This is a genomic window from Brachybacterium sp. AG952 (genome assembly GCF_004362645.1).
Taxonomy (GTDB): Bacteria; Actinomycetota; Actinomycetes; order Actinomycetales; family Dermabacteraceae; genus Brachybacterium; species Brachybacterium conglomeratum.
On record NZ_SNXV01000001.1, the window covers coordinates 1032594 to 1055853 of the forward strand.

The following is a 23260-nucleotide window of genomic DNA, read 5'->3' on the forward strand; positions in this document are numbered from 1 at the left end:
CTGCACGAGAGATCTCATGACCAGCACCGCTGCCCAGCCCGAGCCGACCGACGAGCTCCCCGCCCCCGACCAGACCGAGCGGGTGATCCTGCGCGCCGCCCAGGAGCATGGCGAGATCGGCTGCCCCTGCGACATGCTCGTGATCGGGGATACGACCGGTGCGCTGACCGCCGAGACGCTCGAGCTCGTCGCCGACCACCCCGGCGCGCGGGTCCTGTCCTGGACCAGCTCCCGCGCGGAGACGGACGCGCTCGCCGCGCTGCTGCCCGGTCCGCTCGAGGCCGGGCGCCTCGTGCTGCCGACGGGCGCGGAGCCCGCCCCGCTCGAGGAATTCGCGGCCGGGGCCGAGGCGCATCTCGCGCTGGCCCGTCTGCCGAAGTCGCTCGCCGCGCTCGAGGATCTCGCCCGACGCCTCGCGGTCGTCGCGGCACGCAGCGGGCGGGACGACCTCACCCTCGTCGCCGGCGGCCGCGTCAAGCACATGACCCATTCCCAGAACGACACCCTCGCCGCCGTGTTCTCCGAGGTGCGCGGCTCGCGCGGACTGGGCAAGTCCCGCGCCCTCGTCGCCTCCGGGCCGCGCGCCGACGTCGACGCCGCGCAGCCCGCGACCGGTGAGGCGCGCGTCGCGGTGCGCGGGCAGGAGCAGGCGCTCGCGCTGCGCGGCCTCGGCGGCGTGTTCGGCGGGGCCCGGGCCGACGCCGGCTCCCTCCTGCTGCTCGAGGCGCTCGATCGAGCGGTCGTCGCTGGGGAGCTCGGGACGGGAGACGAGCGGTCCGCCGCCGCCGCGGAGGACGGAGCCGGGGAGAACGAGATGGCCCGCGCGGGCGGGGACGCCGGCGCCCTGCCCCTCGCGGTGGACCTCGGCTGCGGCAACGGCCTGCTCACCGCGTATCTCGCCGCCGCGCTGCCGGGGATGCGGGTGCTCGGCAGCGACGACGACGCCGATGCGGTCGCCTCGACCCGCGCGACCCTCGCCGCCTCCGGGCTGGACCGCGAAGGGGTGGAGGTGACCTGGGATGTCTCACTCTCCCGGTGCGAGGAGGCCGGCGCCGACCTGGTGCTGCTGAACCCGCCCTTCCACGACGGCACCGTGGTCGACGCGACGCTCGTCCAGGGCCTCCTCGACGCCGCGGCCCGCGTGCTGCGTCCCGGCGGGCAGCTGTGGTTCGTGCACAACTCCCATCTGCGCTACCGGCCGGAGGTCGAGGCTCGCTTCGGTGCCGTCCGCCAGCGCGCCCGCGACCGCCGCTTCACGGTGCTGAGCGCGGTCAGGGCCTGACGGCGCCGACGGCTCCCCGGGGAGGACGGCCCTCCCCGGGGAGGACGGCCAGGGACGACGAGAAGGGCGGGACCATGAGGTCCCGCCCTTCCGGTGTCGTGCGTCGGCCCGAGGCCGATGCCGTGATGTCGCCGCTCAGGCCACCATGCTGCGCAGCACCGAGCTGAACATGGTCAGTCCGTCGGTGCCGGTGCGGGTGCCCGCGCCGGGCTCGTCGGGCCCGAAGCCGGGCTCGACCGCGTGCTCGGGGTGCGGCATGAGGCCCACGACGTTGCCCGCGGCGTTGGTGACGCCCGCGATGTCGTGGCGGGAGCCGTTGGGGTTCTGCTCGAAGCCGGCCGGGCCGTGGGTGGCGCCGGCGGCGTAGCGGAAGACCACACGGCCCTCGTCCTCGAGCTGGGCCAGGGTGCGCTCGTCGGCCACGTACTGGCCGTCCTGGTTCTTCAGCGGGACCCGGATGACCTGGCCGGCCTCGTAGCCGGAGGTCCAGGCGGTGCGGTTGTTCTCCACGGCCAGCGGCTGGTCGCGGCAGATGAACGCACGGTGCGCGTTCTTGATCATCGCGCCGGGCAGCAGGTGCGTCTCGCAGAGGATCTGGAAGCCGTTGCAGATGCCGAGGACGGGCATGCCGCCGTTCGCGGCGTCGACCACCTTGTCCATCACGGGGGCGAAGCGGCTGATCGCCCCTGCGCGCAGGTAGTCGCCGTAGGAGAAGCCGCCGGGCAGCACGACCGCGTCGACCTCGTGCAGCGAGTCGTCGCCGTGCCACAGCGCGACCGGCTCGGCGCCGCCGAGCCGCACGGCGCGCAGCGCGTCGCGGTCGTCGAGCGTGCCGGGGAAGGTCACCACACCGATGCGCATCAGGCGTCCTCGACCTCGAGGGCGACGACGTCCTCGATCACCGGGTTCGACAGCAGGGTCTCGGCGGCCTCGCGCAGGGAGGCGAGCACCTCGTCGGTGACCTCGCCCTCGACCTCGAGCTCGAACCGCTTGCCCTGGCGCACCGAGGCGATGCCCTCGAAGCCCAGGCGGGGCAGCGCGGCGGCGACCGCCTTGCCCTGCGGGTCGAGGATCTCCGGCTTCGGCATGACGTGGACCACGACACGTGGCATGGGGGCACTCCTGAGGGGACGTGTGGCGCGCGCGGCGGCGTGCCGGGGGCTGGTGCTCGGGCGCGGCCCGAGGGCCCCATCGTACCGAGGAACGCGGCCGTGCCGACGGGGCGCCCACGGCGGTGTCCTCCCGCGCGGACGCCCCCGCCGCCCTGGCACGTCCCGGCCGACGGGGACTAGGTTCGAGGCACGCGACCTCGACCCCCGGGAGGACCCGATGAAGATCCGCCACCTCGTCCATTCCTGCCTGCTCGTGGAGACCGCCGGGCGACGCCTGCTCGTGGATCCGGGCGGCTTCAGCGCCGACGCGGTGCGGGGCCTGGGCGCCGAGGAGCTCGCGAGCCTCGACGCCGTGGTGATCACCCATCAGCACCCCGACCACGTCGACCCCGCGCTGCTGGGCGAGGTGCTCGCCGCCGCGTCCGACGCCGAGGTGATCGCCGAGCCGGAGACCGCCCGGATGCTCACCGCCGCCGATGCCTCCGACGGCGGCGGCGCCGGCGAGGGGAGCGACGGGCCCCTCGTCGCGCAGGAGCGGGTGATCCCGCTCGCGGCCGGGGAGGCGCACCGCTTCGCGCCCGTCGGCGACCACCTGTCCTTGCGGCTCGAGGCCGTCGGCGGACGCCATGCGATCATCCACCCCGACATCCCGCGGATCGGGAACTGCGGGATCGTCCTGTCCGCCGGGGACGGGCCGCGGCTCGGCATCACCGGGGACTCCCTCGAGCCGGTCCCCGAGTTCCACGGCATCGACGTCCTCGCCTTCGCCGTCACGGCGCCCTGGTCGAAGATGTCCGAGACCATCGAGTTCCTCCGCGCCGTCGGCCCGCGCCTCGCCCTGCCCGTCCACGACGCGGTCGCGAGCGACCTCGGACGACCGATCTACCTGCGCCAGGCCACGAACCTCGCCCCCGAGGGCACCGAGGTGCGGGACTGGCCGGAGGACGGCGTCGTCGAGGTCGCCCGGAGCTGACGGCGACATGTCGCACCGGACCGAGGGAGAGCGCCGCATCGACGAGGCGCTCGCGGCGAACGACCGGCGACGGTTCCTCCCCGAGGAGCTGCGGGGGCTCGCCGGCGAGGACCGGCCCCTGCCGATCGGTCACGGCCAGACGAACTCCCAGCCCACGACGGTGCGGAACATGCTCGCCCTGCTCGACGTGCGACCGGGGCAGCGAGTGCTCGACCTCGGCGCGGGATCGGGATGGACGACGGCGCTGCTCGCCCGGCTGTGCGGACCGGAGGGGAGGGTGATCGGCGTCGAGCGGCGCGCCGAGCTGATCAGCCCGGCCCGGGCCGCGCTCGCCGGGACAGCGGACGCGGGGACGGCGAGTGCCGAGATCCGACTCGCGCACCCCGGCGTGCTCGGCGCGCCGGAGGGCGCGCCGTACGACCGGATCCTCGTCTCCGCGCAGGCCGACGCCGTGCCGCGGAGCCTGATCGCGCAGCTCGCGGACGGCGGCGTGATGGTGATCCCCGTGCGCGAGCGGATGCTGCGCCTGGAGCGCCGCGGCGAGGAGGTCGCCGCGAGCGAGCACGGCGCCTACGTCTTCGTCCCCCTCGTCGAGGACCCGCCGACGACCCGCTGAACGCAGCGCCGGACACGAGGAGCGTGCGCCGGACCGGACCGGTAGGGTGCGGGGCGTGCACGGGAGTCCGGTAGGCCGGGCTGAGAGGGAGTACTCGAACTCCGACCGTAGAACCTGATCCGGATCATGCCGGCGCAGGGAGCTCCGCCGAGCGATCGTCGCCGCGCGCCCGTGCCCGTACGAAAGGCATGGACCGTGACCTCATCGCCCACCGCCCCCACCGCGCCCGCCCCCTCCGGCGGCCCGACCGCGACCCCGCTCGGCTTCGGGGTCGGGGCCCGAGTCACCGCCGCTGTGATGAGCGAGGACTACGCCCGGATCCTCACCGATGCGCTCTCCCGGCTGGACCTCACCGGCCTCGTGCACGAGACCGGGGACGTCTCGACCTATCTCGGCGGCCACGAGGCCCACCTCCAGCGCGTCCTGATCGACCTGGCCGAGGCGCTCGCCCGCACCGGCCATCACGCGACGCTCACCGTGCTCCTCTCGCGCGGCTGCCCCGGCGAGGTGGCCTGCGAGCTGCCCGGCGGCGCGGGCCCCCGCGCGACCGAGGTGCCGCAGCCGCGGAGCACCGGACGCTTCGCGAGCGCCGAGTGGGCGCTGTACCCGCTGGCCGACGAGGTCGCCGTCGACGGCACCGCCCCCGACCACATGCGCGACATCCACGCCGCGATCGACCATGCGAAGGACCTCGGCACCTTCCGCGGCTCCGAGCACTTCGTCACCCGGCTCGAGGGCGACGCCGGCGACGTGATCGCGACCGCGCTCGCCGGCTGGCTGCTCGTCGGCCGCGGCGTCCAGCACGTCACCAGCCACCTCACCCTCTCGCTGAACAGCCCCTCGCACGAGGGGCGGGAGCTCGCGGCGAGCGCCGACGCTCCGGGCGCCGGCGACGAGGGCCAGGAGGCCTCGCGATGACCGAGGAGCACGGCACCGCCGCGCCCGCGCACGAGTCCGCCGCTCCCGACGCCGCGCCCGCCGACGCCGGCGCGACCGCCCCTGCCGGCACGTCCCGTCGCCGCACCCCGCTGAGCCTGCGCGAGCTCGTGCTCGTGGTGGTGCTCGGCGTCGTGTTCGGCTTCCTGTACTGGGTGTTCGTGCAAGCCTGGAACGGCCTGGCGATCGCGATGGGCCCGGCCGGGGACCTCGCCCAGCACCTCGTGTTCGGCTCCTGGCTGCTGGTGGCGCCGGTCGCGATCGCGATCCTGCGCCGACCGGGTGTGGGGATCCTCGCCGAGATGCTCGCCGCGGTCATCGAGGTGGTCTTCCTCGGCAGCCCCGTCGGCCCCCTGCTGCTGCTCTCCGCGGCGCTGCAGGGGATCGGCTCCGAGCTGCCCTTCGCCCTGACCCGCTACCGCCGCTTCGGCTGGGGCGTGTTCGCCGCCTCCGGTGCGCTCGGCGCGGGGCTGGTGTTCTTCTGGACCGCGTACCGGATGGGCTGGTACGGCCAGGACCTGCTCGCGCTCCGGCTCGGCGTTCAGGTGCTGTCCGGGATCGTGCTCGGCGGTCTGCTGGCCCGGGTGATCGTCCGCGCGCTCGAGCGCACCGGCGTGCTCGCCGACTTCGCGATCGGTGCCGCGGGCGCGGCACGGATCCCCGAGCGCCGTGTCCGCTGAGGCGCACGCCGCGGGAGCGGCCCCAGGCCGGGTGCAGGGCCCCGAGCATCTGCAGGCCCCGGAGCAGGAGCCGGGCCCTGTGCGGGCACCGGCTCCCTCCGGCGAGCCCCGGGTGCTGGTGGCCGAGGGGCTCGAGGCGGTGCTGCCCTCGGGGGCCGGCGTCGGCCCCTGGAGCGGGGAGATCCGTGCGGGGGAGCAGGTGCTGCTGCTGGGACCGTCCGGCTCGGGCAAGTCGACCCTGCTGCGGGTGCTCGCCGGGGCGATCCCGTCCCATCAGCGCGGTCGGGTCACCGGATCGGTGCGTCTGCTCGACGGCACGGCCAGCGGCGCGGGCGTGATCGACCCGGTGGCGGGCGGGGTCCTCGCGACCGCGCCCGTGCTCGGCCATCTCGGCCAGGACCCGGTCGACGGGGTCTGCCTCCCCCTGATCGCCGACGACGTCGCGCTCCCGCTCGAGAGCGCCTGCACGCCTCCGGAGCGGATCGGGCCGCGCGTCCACGAGGTGCTCAGCGCGATGGGCGTGGGCGAGCTCGCGCACCGCTCCGCCGCGACGCTCTCCGGCGGGCAGCTGCAGCGGGCCTCGCTCGCCGCCGCGATCGCCGCGCGGCCCCGTCTGCTCCTGCTCGACGAGCCCACCGCCATGCTGGACGCCGAGGGCGTGGCCGCGGTGCGGAGCGCCGTCGACGCCGCGACAGATCAGACCGGCTGCGCGCTGCTGCTGGTCGAGCACCGCCTGGACGAATGGGCGGGGGAGCGGGGCCTGGACGGGCTTCCCGCGCGGACCGTGGCGCTGGACCGCTCCGGCCGGGTGCTCGCCGACGGGCCGACGCGGGAGGTGCTCACCGCCCACGGACCCGCCCTGCGGGAGCAGGGATGCTGGCTGCCGCGCGAGATCGAGGAGCGGGTCGGCGGATCATGGCCGGCCGAGCCCGCCGGATCCGCTGAACCGGCTGGATCCGCCGCCCTCGTGCCCCTGACGGCCGCGACACCTCGCTCGGAGGTGCTGCTGCATCTCCGGGACGCGACCCTCGGCCCGCCCGATGGGTCCGGTCGGGGCGAGGACGCCGTGCTCACCGGCGCGGACCTCGAGATCCGCGCCGGGCGTCTGCTCGCGGTCGTCGGCCGCAACGGCGCCGGGAAGTCCACGCTCCTCGGCGCCCTTTCACGGCTGGACCCCCTGCGTGCCGGGACGCTCGAGGGCGCGGCGGCGGGCCTCGTCCTCCAGCGGCCCGAGTCCCAGTTCGTCGCCGACACCGTCGAGGACGAGCTCGCCGCGAGCGACGCCCCGCAGGACGTGCGGCGCGCGATGCTCGAGCGCCTCGACCTCGCCGACCACGCGGCGCAGAGCCCCTACCGCCTCTCCGGCGGGCAGCAGCGCCGCCTCTCCCTCGGCGCGATGCTGCTCGCCGACCGGCCCGTGCTCCTGGCCGACGAGCCCGGCTACGGCCTGGACCGCGCCGCGCACGAGGCCGTCCTCTCCCTCCTGCGGGAGGCGGCCGATGCGGGACGCGGCGTGGTCATGACCACCCACGACCTGCGCAGCCTCGAGGCCGCGGACGAGGTCGTGGTGATCGCCGACGGACGGCTCGTCGGCCCCCTGACCCCGGCCGCGCTGCTGGCGGACGACGCGCTGCTGCGCCGGGCCGGGCTGCGGGTCGCGGACCGGCTGGGCCCGCACCCCCGCGAGGGCACCGAGGCCGAGCGGGCGGGCTCGTCGGCCCCTGTGCGCGCCGACGGCTCGCTCTCGCCGGGGGCGGGATCCCCGCTCTCCGAGCAGCAGAGCTCCGCGCCCGCCGACGACCCGGCGCCGCGGACGGCGCTCGACCCGCTCGCCCGGCCCCGGACGGCGCTCGACCCGCCCGCCCTGCCGCGGGCCCCGCTCGCACGGCGCGATCCGACCGTGCTGCTCGGCCTGCTCACAGCGCTCAGCATCGTCTGCATCACGCTGACCGATCCGGCGCCGCTGCTGGTGCTCTACGCGCTGCTCGCCGCGGGGACGATGCTCGGGCTCCGCCTCGGGCCGCTCGCGCTCGCCCGTGCGCAGGCGCCGTTCGTGCTGTTCGCGGCCGGGGTGCTCATGGTCAACGTGCTCAGTCGACCCGGCCACGAGCCGTGGCCCGACCTGCCCGTGCGCGTGACCAGCGAGGGGATCGTGCTCGGTGCCGCGCTCGCGCTGCGGGCGCTGGTGATCGGGCTCGGCGCGGTCGCCGTCGTGCGCGCGAGCGATCCCGGCCGCACCATGACCAGCCTGCGCACCCATGCCCGCCTGCCGGCCCGCATCGCGCTCGCGCTCCTGGCCGGCCAGCGTCTCCTCGAGGACCTGCCGCGGCGCTGGGCGACGATCACCCGCGCCCACCGGCTGCGCCGGCCCCCGTCGGCCGACGGGACCCCCGGCCGGCTCGGGCCGCGGGCGATGGCGCGATGCGCCTTCGCGCTGCTGGTCGACGCGATCCGCTCCTCGACGAGGATCGCCTTCGCGCTCGAGAGCCGGGGACTGGGCACGGGGGAGCGCACGCAGTGGCGCACCGCCGCGCTCACCCGGGCCGACGGCGCGCTCGTGGTCGGGGTCGTGCTCGCGGTCGCCGCGGTGCTTGCCCTCGCCCGCTGAGCGAGGAGCCGGGTGGACGCCCCTGACAGTCTCGTCGAGGCCCGCGCCTCAGCGGCGCAGCGCGGCGGGGCCCCGCGCAGCAGCGTCCACGTGGAGGCGACGCCCGCCCCGCCGGTCGCCGGGCGCCTCAGAAGCTCGTGCCGGTCAGGCGCTCGTAGGCCTCGACGTAGCGGGCACGGGTCTGGGCGACCACCTCGGCGGGCAGCTCGGGCGGCGGTGTGTTCGAGCCCTTCGACCAGCCGGAGGCGGGGGAGGTGAGCCAGTCGCGCACGAACTGCTTGTCCAGGCTCGGCTGGACGCGGCCCTCCTGGTAGGTGTCCGCGGACCAGAAGCGGGAGGAGTCCGGAGTGAGCACCTCGTCGCCGAGCACCAGCGTGCCGTCGATGCGGGAGCGGCCGAACTCGAGCTTCGTGTCCGCGAGCACGATCCCGCGCTCCCCGGCGAGGGTGCGCGCCCGCTCGTAGACCGCGAGGGTCATCGACTCGAGCTGCTCGGTCAGCTCCGCCCCGAGCAGGTCCCGGGCCTGGGCGACGGTGATGTTCTCGTCGTGCGCGCCGGCCTCCGCCTTCGTCGACGGGGTGAACAGCGCCGGGTCCAGGCGCGAGGCCTCCACCAGCCCGGACGGCAGCACGTGCCCGCCCACCGAGCCGCCGGCCCGGTAGTCGGCCAGGCCCGAGCCCGTCAGGTAGCCGCGGGCGATGCACTCCAGCGGCACCATGTCCAGGCCGCGGCAGCGCAGCGCCCGCCCGGCCACCTGCTCCGGCACGTCGGAGGCGGAGAGCACGTGGTGGGGGACGAGGTCCGCGAGCTGCTCGAACCAGAACAGGCTGATCCCAGTGAGCAGGCGGCCCTTGTCCGGGATCCCCGGCTGGAGGGAGTGGTCGTAGGCGCTGATGCGGTCGGTCGCCAGCACCAGCACCTCCTCGGCGGTCGCGGGATCCGCGCCGGCGGGGACGTACAGCTCGCGCACCTTGCCGGAGACGACGTGGTCCCAGCCCGGCAGGTCCGGGGCGTCGATCAGCGGCGCGTCGGAGGAGGAGACGGCGCTCATGCGCTCACGCTCCCCTCGGCGGCGGCGAGGGCGATGTCGCCGCGGTGGTGGGAGCCCTCGAGCTCGATCGCGCGAGCGCCGGCGAGGGCGAGCTCACGGGCGGCCGTGAGGTCCGCGCCGGCGCCGACCACCGTCAGGACCCGACCGCCGGCGCTGACCAGCACCCCGTCGGCGTCCCGGGCGGTGCCCGCATGGATCACGTGCGCGCCGAGGCGCTCGGCCTCCTCGATCCCGGTGATCGGATCGCCGATCTGCGCGGAGACGGGATAGCCGGCCGAGGCCACCACCACCGTCACCGCGGCGCCCTCGACCCACTCGGGGGCGTCGACTGCGGAGAGGTCGCCCTGCGCGGCGGCCAGCAGCAGCGGCGCGAAGGGGGAGGCGAGGCGCTCGAGGACCACCTGGGTCTCGGGATCGCCGAAGCGGGCGTTGAACTCCACCACGCGCAGGCCGCGGGAGGTGAGGGCGAGGCCGCAATACAGGATCCCGGAGAAGGGGATGCCGCGGGCGGCGAGCTCGTCGATCGTGGGCTGGGCGACGGCGGTCACGACCTCCCGGACCAGGCCCTCGGGGGCCCAGGGAAGCGGCGAGTAAGCACCCATGCCGCCGGTGTTGGGGCCCTCATCGCCGTCGAGCGCGCGCTTGAAGTCCTGCGCGGGGGCCAGCGGCATGACCCGCGTGCCGTCGCTCACGCAGAACAGCGACACCTCGGGGCCGTCGAGGTACTCCTCGAGCACGACCTGGCCGCCCGAGGCGAGCACGGCCTCGGCATGTGCCACGGCGACGTCCCGGGCGGGGGTGACCACGACGCCCTTGCCGGCGGCGAGACCGTCGGCCTTGACCACGAAGGGCACGTCGCCCAGCGGGTTCACGCGATCCAGGCCCGCACCGAGCTGCTCGGGCGCGGTGACCGTGACGGAGGCGGCGGTCGGCACGCCCGCCGCGGCCATGATCTCCTTCGCCCAGGACTTGGAGCCCTCGAGGTTCGCGGCCTCGGCGGAGGGGCCGAACACGGTGTGCCCGGCCTCGCGCAGACGGTCCGCGGCGCCCGCGACGAGCGGTGCCTCCGGGCCGATCACCACCAGGTCGGGCCGCAGCTCGTCGGCCAGGAGCACCTGGCCGGCGAGGTCCGCGACGGCGACGTCGTGGCAGGTCGCGAGCTGCGCGATCCCGGGATTGCCGGGGGCGGCGTGCAGCTCGGGGGCGGGGCGGTCGGCGGCGAGGCGACGGATGATCGCATGCTCGCGGCCTCCGGAGCCGATGACGAGGATCTTCACGCGGGCCAGCGTAACCAGCACCGTGCCGATCCCGATGAGGTGCCCGCACTGCGGAGGATCGGGGCCGCCGTTACGATCGAGCGCATGCCCGCAGAGATCCCGGATCCCGCCCCCGCCACCGCACGGCTGCGCCTGGACCTCTCCTACGACGGCACCGACTTCCACGGCTGGGCCGCCCAGCCCGGGCAGCGCACCGTCCAGGGCGAGCTCGAGGCCGCCCTCTCCCGCATCGCGCGCGTGCCCGCGAGGGTCACCGTCGCCGGCCGCACCGACGCCGGCGTCCACGCCCGCGGCCAGGTCTGCCATCTCGACCTGCCCCGCGACGTGCTCGCCACGATCCCCGGCCGCTCCGACCGCAGCCCCGCCGAGGCGCTCGTCACACGCCTGGCCGGGGTGCTGCCGGACGACGTCGTCGTCCACGTCGCCCGCGAGGTCACCTCCGAGTTCGACGCCCGCTTCGGGGCGCTGTGGCGCCGCTACCGCTACCGGATCTCCGACGGCCCCGCCGCCCACGACCCGCTGCGACGGGACGTGCTGCGCCACCGTCGGCCGCTGGACGTGCAGGCGATGGCGCGGGCGAGCGAGCCGCTGCTGGGCGAGCACGACTTCCTCTCCTACTGCCGCCCGCGCGAGGGCGCGACCACGGTGCGCGAGCTGCGGGAGCTGCGCTGGGAGCGGCCCGGAGAGGGGCGGGCCGACGAGGGCCTGATCGTCGCGACCGTCGTCGCCGACGCCTTCTGCCACCACATGGTCCGCTCCCTCGTCGGCGCGCTGCTCGGGGTGGGGGAAGGGCGGCGCCCCGAGAGCTGGCCCGCCGAGGTCCTCGCCGCCCGCACCCGCGAGTCCTCGACCCGGGACGGGGCCGGCGCCGCCCCGCTCTGCCCGCCGCAGGGCCTGACCCTCGACCACGTCGCCTATCCGCCCGACGAGGAGCTCGCCGCCTGGGCCGCCCGCACGCGCACCCTCCGCGCGCCGCTGCCGGTCGAGGACGTCGCCGTCGCGGAGTGAGCGCTCGGGCGTGAGCGGCCGCGAGCGAGCACCCTCCGGCGGGCGCGAGCGGGCCGCCGCGAGACCGGTCGGAGATCACACTCCCCGGCCCCGTCCTGCGTTGACGCTCCCTCCGCGCGGCCCGTAGGATGAGCGGTCGTTGTGCCTCGATGTGTGCCCGACTCCGCTGCCGTTCTCTCACGGTGCGGCGCGATCGGGATCTCACCCACATCCAGGACCGCCGTCGCGTCGTCAGCGGAGCGGGCCGGGCGCAGCCACAGGGGCCATGCTTTTACCCGAAGGAAGCGTGCCCACGGTCCATTCGAACCGTGCCCGGACGGCGTCCTGCCGACCTGGCACCACCACGAGAGAAGAAGGCACGAGTGCGTACGTTCACCCCGAAGCCCGGCGACGTCGAGCGTTCCTGGTACGTCATCGACGCAACGGATGTCGTCCTCGGCCGGCTCGCTTCCCAGGCTGCCCAGCTCCTGCGGGGGAAGCACAAGCCGGTCTTCGCACCCCATGTGGATGCGGGCGACTTCGTCATCATCATCAACGCCGACAAGGTCGCGCTGACCGGCAACAAGCGTGAGGCGAAGCTCGCCTACCGCCATTCCGGCTACCCGGGCGGCCTCCGCGGCGTCCCCTACTCCGAGCTCCTCGAGAAGAACCCCGAGAAGGCAGTGGAGAAGGCCATCCGCGGCATGCTCCCCAAGAACAAGCTCGCTGATCAGCAGATCAAGAAGCTCAAGATCTACTCGGGTTCCGAGCACCCCCACAGCGCTCAGCAGCCCGTCCCCTTCACCATCGACCAGGTGGCGCAGTAAGCGGGGGCTCCCGCCACTCCGCCCTGCCGCACGGAAGAACCAAGGAGAACCGTGACTGAGACCACCCCCGAGTCCCTCGAGGCCGTGACCGACGAGTCGGCCCCCTCGAGCTTCACCACCGAGTCGACCGGCGAGGCCGCCGTCGGCACCGGCCAGTCGGCCACCGCGCCCGGCTACGGCACCGGCCGTCGCAAGCGTGCGATCGCCCGTGTCCGCCTGGTCCCCGGCTCCGGCCAGTGGACCATCAACGGCCGCTCGCTCGAGAACTACTTCCCGAACAAGCTGCACCAGCAGGAGGTCAACGACCCGTTCACGGTCCTCGAGCTCCAGGGCCGCTTCGACGTGATCGTGCGCCTCAACGGCGGCGGCCCGTCCGGCCAGGCCGGGGCCGTGCGCCTCGGCGTCGCCCGCGCGCTGAACCAGATCGACGAGGAGCACAACCGCCCGACCCTCAAGAAGGCCGGCTTCCTCCGTCGCGACGCGCGCATCATCGAGCGCAAGAAGGCAGGCCTCAAGAAGGCCCGCAAGGCGCCGCAGTACTCCAAGCGCTGATCCTGCACCGATCCCCGGCGGGCAGCGTCCCGCCGTGATCGCGCACAGCGCACACGATGCCCTCGACCTCCGGGTCGGGGGCATCGTCGCTGTCCGGGGACGGCCTGCGGCGCCTGCGCTCGGGCTGGGGCGATGGTCAGGTGCTGGCGTGTGGCGTTCCGCTGCGGATATATAGCCGCAGCGGAACGCCACAAGCCAGTGGTCGACCATCCGCTCCCGGATCCCGGCGCGAGAACCCAGGCACCGGCTGCCGGGCCGGGCTCCGGCTCCCCCGTCCCGGTTCGCGGTGCCGTGCACCCGTGTCCCGTGATCGGCCCGTGACGGTCCACCTCGAGCGACGGACCGATATGGACCCGGGCCGCGGGGCTCGAGCAGTCTCGTCCCACCACGACGAGAGGACGGGACATGGACCTGATCGGGAAGCGCGACGCCGGGGAGCTCATCGACGCCAGGCGCCGCGCAAAGGGAATGAGCTGGACGGAGCTCGCCGAAGCCGCAGGTCTGCCGGTGGTCTGGCTGACCTCGGCGGTGCTCGGGGCGCATCCGGCACCCGCGGCGGTCGCCGCGACGCTGCGCGAGCTGCTGGACCTCGACGAGCCCCTGGTCGAGGCGCTCATCCGGCAGCCCTATCGCACGATCGACCCGGAGCTGCTCACCGATCCCACCATCTACCGCTTCCAGGAGCTGATCCAGGTCTACGGGCCCGCCCTCAAGGCGCTGATCCACGAGGAGTTCGGCGACGGCATCATGAGCGCGATCAACTGCTCGATCGATCTGCGCCGCGGTGCCCATCCCGGCGGGGATCGGGTGGTGCTGACCATCGACGGGAAGTTCCTGCCCTACGACTGGGCGGCCAGCGAGGGCGAGGGCTGACGGGGCGGCGGGCGGAGGGTAGCCTCCCGGGCGTGGACACCTCCTCCGCCCGCTGGTGGGCCTGTCCCCTCGACGTCGGGACGCTGGCGGCCGACGTCGTGGAGCGGGTCCGTGCCGCCGCCGCTGCTCTCTCGCGCGCCCGCAACCTCGACCTCCGCCCTGCGACGAGCCCCGCGCTCGTCGTCGCCTCCTTCGCGGCACTCGAGCACCTGCGCGTCGACGGGGACGCCGTGGAGAGCTGGGCGGAGCTCTCCGGCTTCGCCCGCACCGCCGACGGATGGGTGCGCCTGCACGGTAACCATCCCCATCACGCCGCTGCGTTGCAGAAGCTCTATGGGATCAGGGACCGGGCCGGGCTCGAGCGTGCTCTCGCCGCACGGACTGGCTCGCAGGTCGAGCAGGAGGTCACCGCCGCCGGTGGGATCGCCGTGCGTGTGCTCGACCGTGCGCAGTGGCAGGAGCACCCCCAGGCGCGCGACCGCGCCAGGCACGGCTGGGTCGAGGTCGAGGATCGCGGCGCCCGGGAGCCGCCGACGCCTATCCGCCCCCGGCCCGAGCTCCTCGCGGGGGTGCGGGTGCTGGATCTGACCAGGGTGATCGCCGGCCCCACCTGCTCGCAGCTCCTCAGCTGCCTCGGCGCCGACGTGCTCCGCGTCGATCCGCCCCATCGACCGGAGATCCGCGAGCAGCATCTCTCGACGGGCATGGGCAAGCGGTCGACGCTCCTCGATCTGCGTGACGCGGTGCAGCGGGAGCGGGCGCTCTCCCTCGCCGCCGGGGCCGACGTGATCCTCACCGGGTACCGGCCCGGCGCGCTCGACCGGCACGGGTTCGGCACCGAGGACCTCGCCGCCCTCGCGCCCCAGGCCGTGATCGGTGCGCTCTCGGCCTGGGGCGAGGCCGGTCCCTGGGGCAGGCGGGCGGGCTTCGACTCCATCGTGCAGGCCGCGACGGGCATCGCCGTCGCCTGCGGGACCTCCGAACGGCCCGGTGCGCTGCCCGTCCAGGCCCTCGACCATGCCACCGGGCACCTGCTCGCGGCCGCCGTGCTCGAGGCCCTCGCCGAAGGACGTGCCCGCACGATCCGGGTGAGCCTGCTCGGCGCCGCGGAGGCGCTGCACTCACTGCCCCGGCCCCTCGGCGGCGACGTCGCAGAGCACCCGGTGCCGACCGTCCGCGTGCGCTCGGGCGCACGGGAGCTGATCGCCGTGCCGCCGCCGCTGCTGATCGACGGGCGCACGATCGAGCGAGACGTGCCCGAATACGCGGCGGCGGCCCCCGTCTGGCGGGACTGACCGGACCGCGAGACCCGCCCGGGCTCGGCGGGGCGCTCAGCGCCGGCCCGTCAGCTCAGCAGCTCGCGCAGGTCCTCGGCGGTGACGGCGGAGCGGAAGGCCTCCCCGCCGTCGGTGAGGGAGTCGAACAGCTCCGCCTTGCGGCGCTGCAGGGCGAGGACCTTCTCCTCGATCGTGTCCTCCGCGATCATGCGGTACACCATCACCTGGCGGTCCTGCCCGATCCGGTGAGCGCGGTCCACGGCCTGGTTCTCCGCCGCCGGGTTCCACCACGGGTCCAGCAGGAAGACGTAGTCCGCCTCGGTGAGGGTCAGGCCGAAGCCCCCCGCCTTCAACGAGATCAGGAACACCGGCGCGTCCCCGTCGCGGAAGCCGCTGACGGCCGCATCGCGGTCCCGGGTCGAGCCGTCCAGGTGCGCGAAGTCGATCCCGCGCGCCGAGAGCTCCCCGGCGACCCGGTCCAGGTAGGTCGCGAACTGGCTGAACAGCAGCACCCGGTGCCCGTCGCCGATGACCTCCTCGAGCCGGTCGAAGAGCGCCTCGAGCTTGGAGCTCGGCACGTCCGCGTACTCCTCCGCATCCACCAGCGAGGGGTCCAGCGCCAGCATCCGCAGCAGGGTCAGGGAGCGGAAGACGATGAAGCGGGAGCGGTCCAGGTCCGTGTCGATCAGGCCCAGCACCTTCTTCCGCTCGCGCTGCAGCACCGAGTCGTAGACCGCGCGGTGCTCCGGCGACAGCGTCACCGTGAGCACCTCCTCGTGCTTCTCCGGCAGCTCCTTCGCGACGAGCTCCTTGGTGCGGCGCAGCAGGAAGGGGCGGATCCGACGGCGCAGCTGCTCCATCCGCTGTGGCGCCTCGCCGGTCGCGATCGGGAGCGTGAAGCGCTTGCGGAACCCGATCGCGGTGCCGAGCAGGCCCGGCGCGACCAGGTCGAGGATCGCCCACAGGTCGTCCAGGGAGTTCTCCATCGGGGTGCCCGTGATCGCCAGGCGCATGCCGGCGCGCACCCGCTTCGCGGCCAGGTGGGTGCGGGAGCGGCGGTTCTTCACGAACTGCGCCTCGTCCAGCACGAAGCCCTGGAAGCGGCGCGAGGCGAAGAGCTCCTCGTCCAGGCGCAGGACCGCATAGCTGGTCACCACCAGGTCCACGCCCTCGAAATCCTCCTCGGCGGCGCCGCCGCGGGAGGCGGAGGTGCCCTCGAGCACCCGCACGTGCAGCCCCGGCGCGAAGCGCTCGGCCTCCCGACGCCACACCGGCAACACCGAGGCGGGGGCGACGACGAGGAAGGGCGGGGCCGACGGGGACTGCTCGCGGGCATGGGCGATCAGGGCGAGGGTCTGCACCGTCTTGCCCAGACCCATGTCGTCTGCGAGCACCCCGCCGAGGCCCTGGTCGAAGAGCATGGCCAGCCACGCGAAGCCCTCGCGCTGGTAGGGCCGCAGCTCCGCCTGCAGGCCGCGGGGCAGCGGCGGCGCGGGGCGGTGCTCGAGGGCGCGCAGCGGGTCGACGACCGCGGTCCACTCCGCGCTCGCCTCGGTCTGGTCGGCGATCTCGGTGAGCTCGTCCCACATGTCGACCTGGTACTTCGAGATCCGCTGGACCTCGGGCTCCCACTCGGCCAGGGCCTCGCCCTCGCGGATCAGCTCGCGCAGCGCGTCGAAGGCGGGGTGGTCCAGGGAGAAGTAGGTCCTGTCCGGCATCAGCAGCTTGTCCCGTCCGCGGGCGAGCGCCACGAACAGGCTCGGGAAGGGGATCTGCCGGTCCTCGACGGTGATGTCGAAGCCGAGGTCGAACCAGTCGTTCTTGCCGGGGGAGGCGTGCTGGGTGATCCGCACCTGCGGGGCTCCGTCGAGCTCGCGGTAGGCGTGGCGGGTGCCGGTGACCTCGACCTCCACGTGGTCCAGGGCGTCCAGCGCATCGAGCACGTGGGCGGTGAACTCGGCGGTGTCCACGCCGGAGAGGAGCTGGGCGGCGTCGCTGGGCTGATGGGGCCACAGGGTCATGGCCTCGGCGATCACCGCGTCCTCGTGGGCGGTGTCACGGTGCGCGCCCTGGCGCTGGTCGATCGGCAGGCGCCGGTCCGGGTCGTGGTAGCGCCAGGACCAGCGCAGGGCGAGCCGGTCCCCGTCGGCGTAGGCGGCCTCGAGGTGGAGGGCGGGCCGACGGGCCGCCGGCAGGGCGACGCTGCCGTCGAGGCTGGTCATGGGGCTCAGCGCGCGCAGCTTCGGGTAGGCGACGTCGAGGAACGCCTCGCGGTCCGCGGCGGGGACGCGCAGCGGCTCCCGACGGTGCAGGAGGGTGCGCAGGTCGCGCGGCACCGCGGCGGGCAGCGGGGCGATGCGGGCGGTGAGCAGCTGCTCGTCCGCGGGGAGCGCCTCGAGCACCCCGGCGCCGCCGAGCAGCCGGCCGTGCTCCGTCTCGAGGCCGTCGATCGCGAAGCGCGGGGCGACCTCGAGGGCGCCGGAGTCCTGCTCGGAGCGCAGGTCCAGGCCCGCCTCCCCGTCGCGCGCGAGGGAGATCGCGGCCAGGCCGCTGCCGGGCAGCAGTTCGACCCCCGCGTCCAGCGCATGGGCGAGCGCCTGCCACAGCAGGGGCGAGGTGATGGTGTTCAGCCACAGGTGGTCGACCGCGCCGGAGGTGTAGGAGCGCTCCACCGAGGCGGCCGCGAAGATCCTGGTCAGCGCCTCGCCCTGGGCGGGGTCGTACTCGCGGCCCGCGAGGCGGAACTCGAAGCTGCGCCAGGAGAGGTCGCCCTTGATCCACAGGCCCTTGCGCCCGCGGGTCACGGGTCGCAGGCCCAGCCACAGCTCGGCGCCGGCGGCGAGATGCGCGGGCGTGGCGACCTCGCGGTGGTGGCGGGAGGTGCCGGTGCCCGAGGTGGCCGCCTCGAGATCCACCCGCAGCGCGAGCGGCTTCGCGACGGTCCCGGACCGCGCGGAGGAGGCGCGGGAGCTCAGCAGGGGACGCAGCACGGTGCGCCACTCCGCGGGAGGCTCCTCCCGCGCGGCGCGGACCGCGAGGTCGTTGGTCCGGTACAGCAGCGCGCCGACGTGCAGGCACGCCTCGCCCACCGGGCAGTCGCAGCGCGAGGAGAGAGGTCGCCACAGCCCGCCCGGCCCCGGGGTCTGGAAGCGGCGGGAGACGGCGTCCTGCTCGTACTCGGTCAGGACCGCCTCGGCGTGGTGCCGGGCGCCGTCGGCGTCCACGACCGGGGCGGACAGGGTCGAGCTCGCCTCGTCCCAGTCCACCGAGCCCACGCTCCCGCCGCGCGCGGCGGCGAGGCTCCTGCCCGCCGTGCGATCGCCCACGTGGTGGCTGATCGCGGAGGGCAGCAGTCGAGGGAGCAAGACCGTTGGGGACATCCCGCCAACGTAACCCGCGCCGCACCCCGCGCACGAGGGATCTCACCGGAATCACGACCCTCAGCGGGTAGTCTCACAGCGTCCTCCCGGCCCGTGCGGGCCCGTCGGCTCCGTCGACCCCGCGCCGGGAGCAGCACCACCCCCGATACTTCCTAGGAGAACCCCGTGGCACGACTCTTCGGCACCGACGGAGTGCGCGGACGCGCCAACGACGACATCACCGCGGAGCTCGCGGTGGAGCTGTCCGTGGGCGCGGCGCACGTGCTCGGCACCCTCGGCGCCTTCGGCGGCACCCGTCCCCGCGCGATCGTCGCCCGCGACACGCGTCCCTCGGGGCACTTCCTCGCCGCCGCGGTCAGCGCCGGCCTCGCCTCCGCGGGCGTGGACGTGCTCGACGCCGAGGTGCTGCCCACGCCTGGCCTCGCCTATCTCGTGCAGTCCACGGGCGCGGACCTCGGCGTGATGATCTCCGCCTCCCACAACCCCGCCCCCGACAACGGGATCAAGTTCTTCGCCCGCGGCGGCACGAAGCTGCCCGACGAGGTCGAGGACGCGATCGAGGCCCGCCTCGGGGAGCAGTGGGAGCGCCCGCAGGGCACCGACGTCGGCACCATCACCCGCTACGAGGGCGCGATCGAGGAGTACGTGACCCACCTCGCCTCGACCCTGGACCGCTCCCTCGAGGGCCTCACCGTCGTCGCCGACTGCGCCAACGGCGCCGCCGCGATCTCCGGGCCCGAGGCGCTGCGCCGCGCCGGCGCGACCGTGCACGTGATCGGCGACTGCTCCGACGGCGGGCTGATCAACGACGGCGTCGGCTCCACCCACCTCGAGCCGCTGCAGGCAGCGGTGCGCGAGCACGGCGCCGACATCGGCGTGGCCTTCGACGGCGACGCCGACCGCTGCCTCGCCGTCGACGCGGCGGGGGAGATCATCGACGGCGACCAGATCATGGCGATCCTGGCCCTTGACCTCAAGGAGCGCGGCAAGCTCCACGAGGACACCCTGGTCGTCACGGTGATGAGCAACCTCGGCCTCAAGCTCGCCATGAAGGAGCACGGGATCGTGCTGGGGCAGACCGCCGTCGGCGACCGCTACGTGCTCGAGGAGATGAACCTCGGCGGCTTCTCCATCGGCGGCGAGCAGTCCGGCCACGTGATCATCGCCGAGCACGCCACCACCGGCGACGGCGAGCTCACCGCCCTCCACCTGCTGCAGCGCATCGCCGAGACCGGTCGCACCGCCGCCGAGCTCAAGGCCGTGATGACCCGCATGCCGCAGGCGCTGATCAACGTCAAGGACGTCGACAAGGCCAAGGCCACCATCGACCGCGGCGTCGGCGACGCGATCGCGGCGGCGGAGAGGGAGCTCGGGGAGACCGGCCGGGTGCTGCTGCGCCCCTCCGGCACCGAGCCCGTCGTGCGCGTGATGGTCGAGGCCCCCACCGACGAGCAGGCCACCGCCGTGGCCGAGCGCCTCGCCGTCGTGGTCCGCGAGCGCGTCGGCCTCTGAGCCGGGCCCGGTCTCCCGCGGCACGCCCATCGAGATCACCGTTCTCCGGCCCCGGTGCCGGGTTTCGGTGTTCTCGGTGGGCGTGTCCGTGCCCGAGGGCCGGGAGCGCGCATGGGGAGGGGGAGCCCGGGGCTCAGACCTTCCGCAGGAGCACCGAGTGGACCCGGTGCTGGCCGTCCTTGCGCAGCACGAGGTCGGCGCGGCCGCGGGTGGGGATCACGTTCTCGGCGAGGTTCGGGCCGTTGATCGAGCCCCAGATCCGCTGCGCGGTCGCCGCGGCCTCCTCGTCGGTGAGGTCGGCGTAGCGGCGGAAGTAGGAGCGCGGGTCGGAGAACGCGGTGCGGCGCAGCGCGAGGAAGCGATCCACGTACCAGCGCTGGACGTCCTCGGCCCGCGCGTCGACGTAGACGGAGAAGTCGAAGAAGTCCGAGACGGCCATGCCGAGCCGTCCGTCGCGGCGGGGCCGGGCCGGCTGGAGCACGTTGAGGCCCTCGACGATGAGCACGTCCGGCTGCTCCACCACGACCTTCTCGTCCTCGAGGATGTCGTAGGTCAGGTGGGAGTACACCGGCGCCTCGACCCGCTCCTGCCCGGCCTTCACGTCCGCCACGAAGCGCAGCAGGCGGCGCCGGTCGTAGCTCTCCGGGAAGCCCTTGCGCTGCATGATCCCGCGCGACTCGAGCACGCGGTTGGGGTACAGGAAGCCGTCGGTGGTCACGAGCTGCACGCGCGGGGTCTCGGGCCAGCGGGCCAGGAGCTCGCGCAGCAGTCGCGCGGTGGTCGACTTGCCCACGGCCACCGAGCCGGCCACGCCGATGATGTACGGGGTGCGCTGCTGGCGCTGGTCCAGGAACTCCTCCCGCGCGCGTCGCAGCGACTGCGCGGCGGCGACCTGGATGTTCAGCAGGCGCGAGATGGGGCGGTAGACGGCGTCGACCTCGGAGAGGTCCACCCGGTCGCCGAGGCCCCGCAGGCGGTCCACGTCCTCCTCGTTCAGCGGCAGCGGGGTCTGCCGGGAGAGCCGGGCCCAGTCCTCTCGGAGGATCTCCTCGAACGGGGTGACCGTGGCGTGCGCCGATGCTGCCTTCATGCGGGAGATTCTTCCAGCATTCCGGCGCCGCGCCGTGCAGCGGTGCGTCGACCCACCGGGCGGAGCCGCTCCTGGCTCCCGCCACGGCACGGCCCGGCGCTCTGCCCGGGCGGGGCCGACGGCACGACCGCAAGCGGGGGACGCGGCGGGGCGACCAGCTCGCCCGTGCCCGTCTGCGCATTTCTGATCGGTCCCGTGCACGCTCGGCCACGCCTGCGCGGCGAGTGGCCGCGAGGTGAGGAACGACTCGCTCGGATCCGGCGTGCGCGGCGTCGTGCGGGACGCGGAAAGCTACGGTGAGCGGCATGTGTGGAATCGTCGGATACGCAGGCCCCCGGGCCGCAGCACCCTCCTCCCGTCCCGTGGACGTGGCCCTCCAGGGCCTCGCCCGCCTCGAGTACCGCGGCTACGACTCCGCGGGCGTCGCCGTCCTGGACGACGGCGCCGTGCGCGTGACCAAGCGCGCCGGCAAGCTCGCGAACCTCCGCGAGGCGCTCGAGGGCTCCTCGGAGTCCAGCGGGCACGTCGCCATCGCGCACACTCGCTGGGCCACCCACGGCGGCCCCACGGACGGCAACGCCCACCCCCACCTCGGCGGCCGCGAGGGCGAGCTCGCCCTGGTCCACAACGGCATCATCGAGAACTTCGCCGCGCTGCGCGCCGAGCTCGAGGCCGACGGCTTCACCTTCTCCTCCGAGACCGACTCCGAGGCCGCCGCGCACCTGGTCGCCCGCGAGATGGAGGCCGCCGGAGACCTCACCGAGGCGATGCGCCGCACCGCCGCGAACCTCGAGGGCGCCTTCACGCTCCTGGCCGTCCACCGCGACGCGCCGGACGTCGTCGTCGCCGCCCGCCGCAACTCCCCGCTGGTCGTCGGCCTCGGCGAGGGCGAGAACTTCCTCGGCTCCGACGTCGCCGCCTTCGTCGACTCCACCAAGGAGGCGCTCGAGATCGGCCAGGACCAGGTCGTCACCGTCTCCGCCGACTCGGTCGCGATCGTCGACTTCGACGGCAACGAGGTCACCGATGCCAAGCGCTACACCATCGAGTGGGACGCCGCGGCCGCGCAGAAGGGCGGCTACGACTCCTTCATGGCCAAGGAGATCCACGAGCAGGCCGATGCCGTCGCCGACACCCTCCGCGGCCGCCTCGAGAACGGCACCCTCCAGCTCGACGACATGGAGATCGACCCCTCGGTGCTGCGCAGCATCGACAAGATCGTCGTGATCGCCTGCGGCACCGCCGCGAACGCCGGCGCCGTCGCGAAGTACGCGATCGAGCACTGGTGCCGCATCCCCACCGAGGTCGAGCTCGCCCACGAGTTCCGCTACCGCGACCCGGTCGTCACCGAGAAGACCCTGGTCGTCGCGATCTCCCAGTCCGGCGAGACGATGGACACCCTGATGGCGGTGCGCCACGCCCGCGAGCAGGGCGCGAAGGTGATCGCGCTGTGCAACACCCGCGGCTCCACCATCCCGCGCGAGTCCGATGCGGCGCTGTACCTGCACGTCGGCCCCGAGATCGCGGTCGCCTCCACCAAGGCGTACCTCGGCCAGATCGTCGCCAGCTACCTGCTGGGCCTGTTCCTCGCCCAGGTGCGCGGCAACCTCTTCCCCGACGAGATCGCGGCGCTGATGGAGGACCTCGAGCAGATCCCCGCCCAGATCCAGCAGGTCCTGGACAGCTCCGCGCAGGTCGAGCAGCTCGCGAAGGACATGAAGGACGTCACCAGCGTGCTGTTCCTGGGCCGTCACGTCGGCTACCCGACGGCGATGGAGGGCGCGCTCAAGCTCAAGGAGATCGCCTACATCCACGCCGAGGGCTTCGCCGCCGGCGAGCTCAAGCACGGCCCGATCGCCCTGGTCGAGGAGGGGCAGCCGGTGTTCGTCATCGTGCCCTCCCCGCGCGGCCGCCACTCCCTGCACTCCAAGGTGGTCTCGAACATCCAGGAGGTGCGCGCCCGCGGCGCCCGCACCCTGGTGATCGCCGAGGAGGGCGACGACGCGGTGCTGCCCTACGCCGACGAGGTGATCCGCGTGCCCGCCACCCGCACCCTCTTCGCGGCGCTGCTGACCGTGATCCCGCTGCAGATCTTCTCCTGCGAGCTCGCGACGGCGAAGGGCCTGGACGTGGACCAGCCCCGCAACCTCGCGAAGTCCGTCACCGTCGAGTGACCCGCCACGTGGGATGAGCTGCCCCGTCGGGTGAGCGCGCCCGACGGACTTCC

The 23260-nt window shown here is 74.4% G+C and carries 19 protein-coding genes and 1 riboswitch; of the genes, 13 read left to right on the forward strand and 6 right to left on the reverse strand.

What is annotated here, in order from left to right; all coding sequences use genetic code 11:
• Positions 1-16: 16 nt before the first annotated feature.
• Positions 17-1282 carry a methyltransferase gene (locus DEU31_RS04580; protein WP_133676031.1) on the forward strand — a complete coding sequence of 422 codons (1266 nt, stop codon included), beginning with the start codon at positions 17-19 and terminating at the stop codon, positions 1280-1282.
• Positions 1283-1417: 135 nt separating this feature from the next.
• Here the strand turns inward: DEU31_RS04580 and purQ are convergent, their stop codons facing one another.
• Complete coding sequence (gene purQ, locus DEU31_RS04585; protein WP_010550288.1) at positions 1418-2143, reverse strand: phosphoribosylformylglycinamidine synthase subunit PurQ; 726 nt, start codon at positions 2141-2143, stop codon at positions 1418-1420.
• Complete coding sequence (gene purS, locus DEU31_RS04590; RefSeq protein ID WP_010550287.1) at positions 2143-2394, reverse strand: phosphoribosylformylglycinamidine synthase subunit PurS; 252 nt, start codon at positions 2392-2394, stop codon at positions 2143-2145. Before purS ends, purQ begins: the two co-directional genes overlap by 1 nt.
• Before the next feature lie 217 nt (positions 2395-2611).
• On the opposite strand from purS, the gene DEU31_RS04595 reads away from it, so the two are divergent.
• The 5 genes from DEU31_RS04595 (at position 2612) to DEU31_RS04615 (ending at position 8207) form a co-directional block, all read left to right on the forward strand.
• Positions 2612-3367, forward strand: coding sequence for an MBL fold metallo-hydrolase (locus tag DEU31_RS04595; protein ID WP_133676033.1), 756 nt, complete (start codon positions 2612-2614; stop codon positions 3365-3367).
• Positions 3368-3374: 7 nt separating this feature from the next.
• The gene (locus tag DEU31_RS04600) at positions 3375-3983 is read left to right on the forward strand and encodes a methyltransferase domain-containing protein (RefSeq protein ID WP_133676035.1); all 609 of its coding nucleotides are present in this window, start codon (positions 3375-3377) and stop codon (positions 3981-3983) included.
• A 49-nt stretch (positions 3984-4032) separates the two neighbouring features.
• A riboswitch (TPP riboswitch) is annotated at positions 4033-4141 on the forward strand.
• A gap of 37 nt (positions 4142-4178) precedes the next feature.
• Complete coding sequence (locus DEU31_RS04605; protein WP_133676037.1) at positions 4179-4901, forward strand: YkoF family thiamine/hydroxymethylpyrimidine-binding protein; 723 nt, start codon at positions 4179-4181, stop codon at positions 4899-4901.
• Complete coding sequence (locus tag DEU31_RS04610; protein ID WP_166649381.1) at positions 4898-5599, forward strand: ECF transporter S component; 702 nt, start codon at positions 4898-4900, stop codon at positions 5597-5599. The genes DEU31_RS04605 and DEU31_RS04610 overlap by 4 nt, the downstream gene beginning before the upstream one ends.
• Complete coding sequence (locus DEU31_RS04615) at positions 5589-8207, forward strand: ATP-binding cassette domain-containing protein (protein ID WP_243733712.1); 2619 nt, start codon at positions 5589-5591, stop codon at positions 8205-8207. The genes DEU31_RS04610 and DEU31_RS04615 overlap by 11 nt, the downstream gene beginning before the upstream one ends.
• Positions 8208-8334: 127 nt before the next feature.
• On the opposite strand, the gene DEU31_RS04620 is transcribed toward DEU31_RS04615, so the two are convergent.
• On the reverse strand, positions 8335-9258 hold the full coding sequence (locus DEU31_RS04620; RefSeq protein WP_133676039.1) for a phosphoribosylaminoimidazolesuccinocarboxamide synthase: 924 nt from the start codon (positions 9256-9258) through the stop codon (positions 8335-8337).
• On the reverse strand, positions 9255-10535 hold the full coding sequence (purD, locus tag DEU31_RS04625; RefSeq protein WP_133676040.1) for a phosphoribosylamine--glycine ligase: 1281 nt from the start codon (positions 10533-10535) through the stop codon (positions 9255-9257). Before purD ends, DEU31_RS04620 begins: the two co-directional genes overlap by 4 nt.
• An 84-nt stretch (positions 10536-10619) precedes the next feature.
• On the opposite strand from purD, the gene truA reads away from it, so the two are divergent.
• The 5 genes from truA to DEU31_RS04650 all read left to right on the forward strand — a co-directional run bounded on the left by truA (position 10620) and on the right by DEU31_RS04650 (position 15069).
• Positions 10620-11543 carry a tRNA pseudouridine(38-40) synthase TruA gene (truA, locus tag DEU31_RS04630; protein ID WP_010550279.1) on the forward strand — a complete coding sequence of 308 codons (924 nt, stop codon included), beginning with the start codon at positions 10620-10622 and terminating at the stop codon, positions 11541-11543.
• 362 nt (positions 11544-11905) lie between these two features.
• Entirely contained in the window at positions 11906-12349 is a 444-nt protein-coding gene (gene rplM, locus DEU31_RS04635) for a 50S ribosomal protein L13 (RefSeq protein WP_010550278.1), read from the forward strand.
• Positions 12350-12400: 51 nt separating this feature from the next.
• On the forward strand, positions 12401-12901 hold the full coding sequence (rpsI, locus tag DEU31_RS04640; RefSeq protein ID WP_010550277.1) for a 30S ribosomal protein S9: 501 nt from the start codon (positions 12401-12403) through the stop codon (positions 12899-12901).
• A gap of 405 nt (positions 12902-13306) precedes the next feature.
• Positions 13307-13774, forward strand: coding sequence for a cyanase (gene cynS, locus DEU31_RS04645; RefSeq protein ID WP_010550276.1), 468 nt, complete (start codon positions 13307-13309; stop codon positions 13772-13774).
• Between the two features lie 32 nt (positions 13775-13806).
• On the forward strand, positions 13807-15069 hold the full coding sequence (locus tag DEU31_RS04650; RefSeq protein WP_010550275.1) for a CoA transferase: 1263 nt from the start codon (positions 13807-13809) through the stop codon (positions 15067-15069).
• A 50-nt stretch (positions 15070-15119) separates the two neighbouring features.
• Here DEU31_RS04650 and DEU31_RS04655 read toward each other — a convergent pair whose 3' ends face one another.
• Positions 15120-18431, reverse strand: coding sequence for a DEAD/DEAH box helicase (locus tag DEU31_RS04655; RefSeq protein WP_133676042.1), 3312 nt, complete (start codon positions 18429-18431; stop codon positions 15120-15122).
• Positions 18432-18596: 165 nt separating this feature from the next.
• Here DEU31_RS04655 and glmM point away from each other — a divergent pair, with 165 nt between their 5' ends.
• Positions 18597-19943, forward strand: coding sequence for a phosphoglucosamine mutase (glmM, locus tag DEU31_RS04660; protein ID WP_133676044.1), 1347 nt, complete (start codon positions 18597-18599; stop codon positions 19941-19943).
• Between the two features lie 133 nt (positions 19944-20076).
• Here glmM and coaA read toward each other — a convergent pair whose 3' ends face one another.
• Positions 20077-21033: a type I pantothenate kinase gene (gene coaA, locus DEU31_RS04665; RefSeq protein WP_133676046.1), complete on the reverse strand. Its 957-nt coding sequence runs from the start codon at positions 21031-21033 to the stop codon at positions 20077-20079.
• Between the two features lie 305 nt (positions 21034-21338).
• Here coaA and glmS point away from each other — a divergent pair, with 305 nt between their 5' ends.
• Positions 21339-23207: a glutamine--fructose-6-phosphate transaminase (isomerizing) gene (glmS, locus tag DEU31_RS04670; RefSeq protein WP_029360368.1), complete on the forward strand. Its 1869-nt coding sequence runs from the start codon at positions 21339-21341 to the stop codon at positions 23205-23207.
• Positions 23208-23260 lie beyond the last annotated feature (53 nt).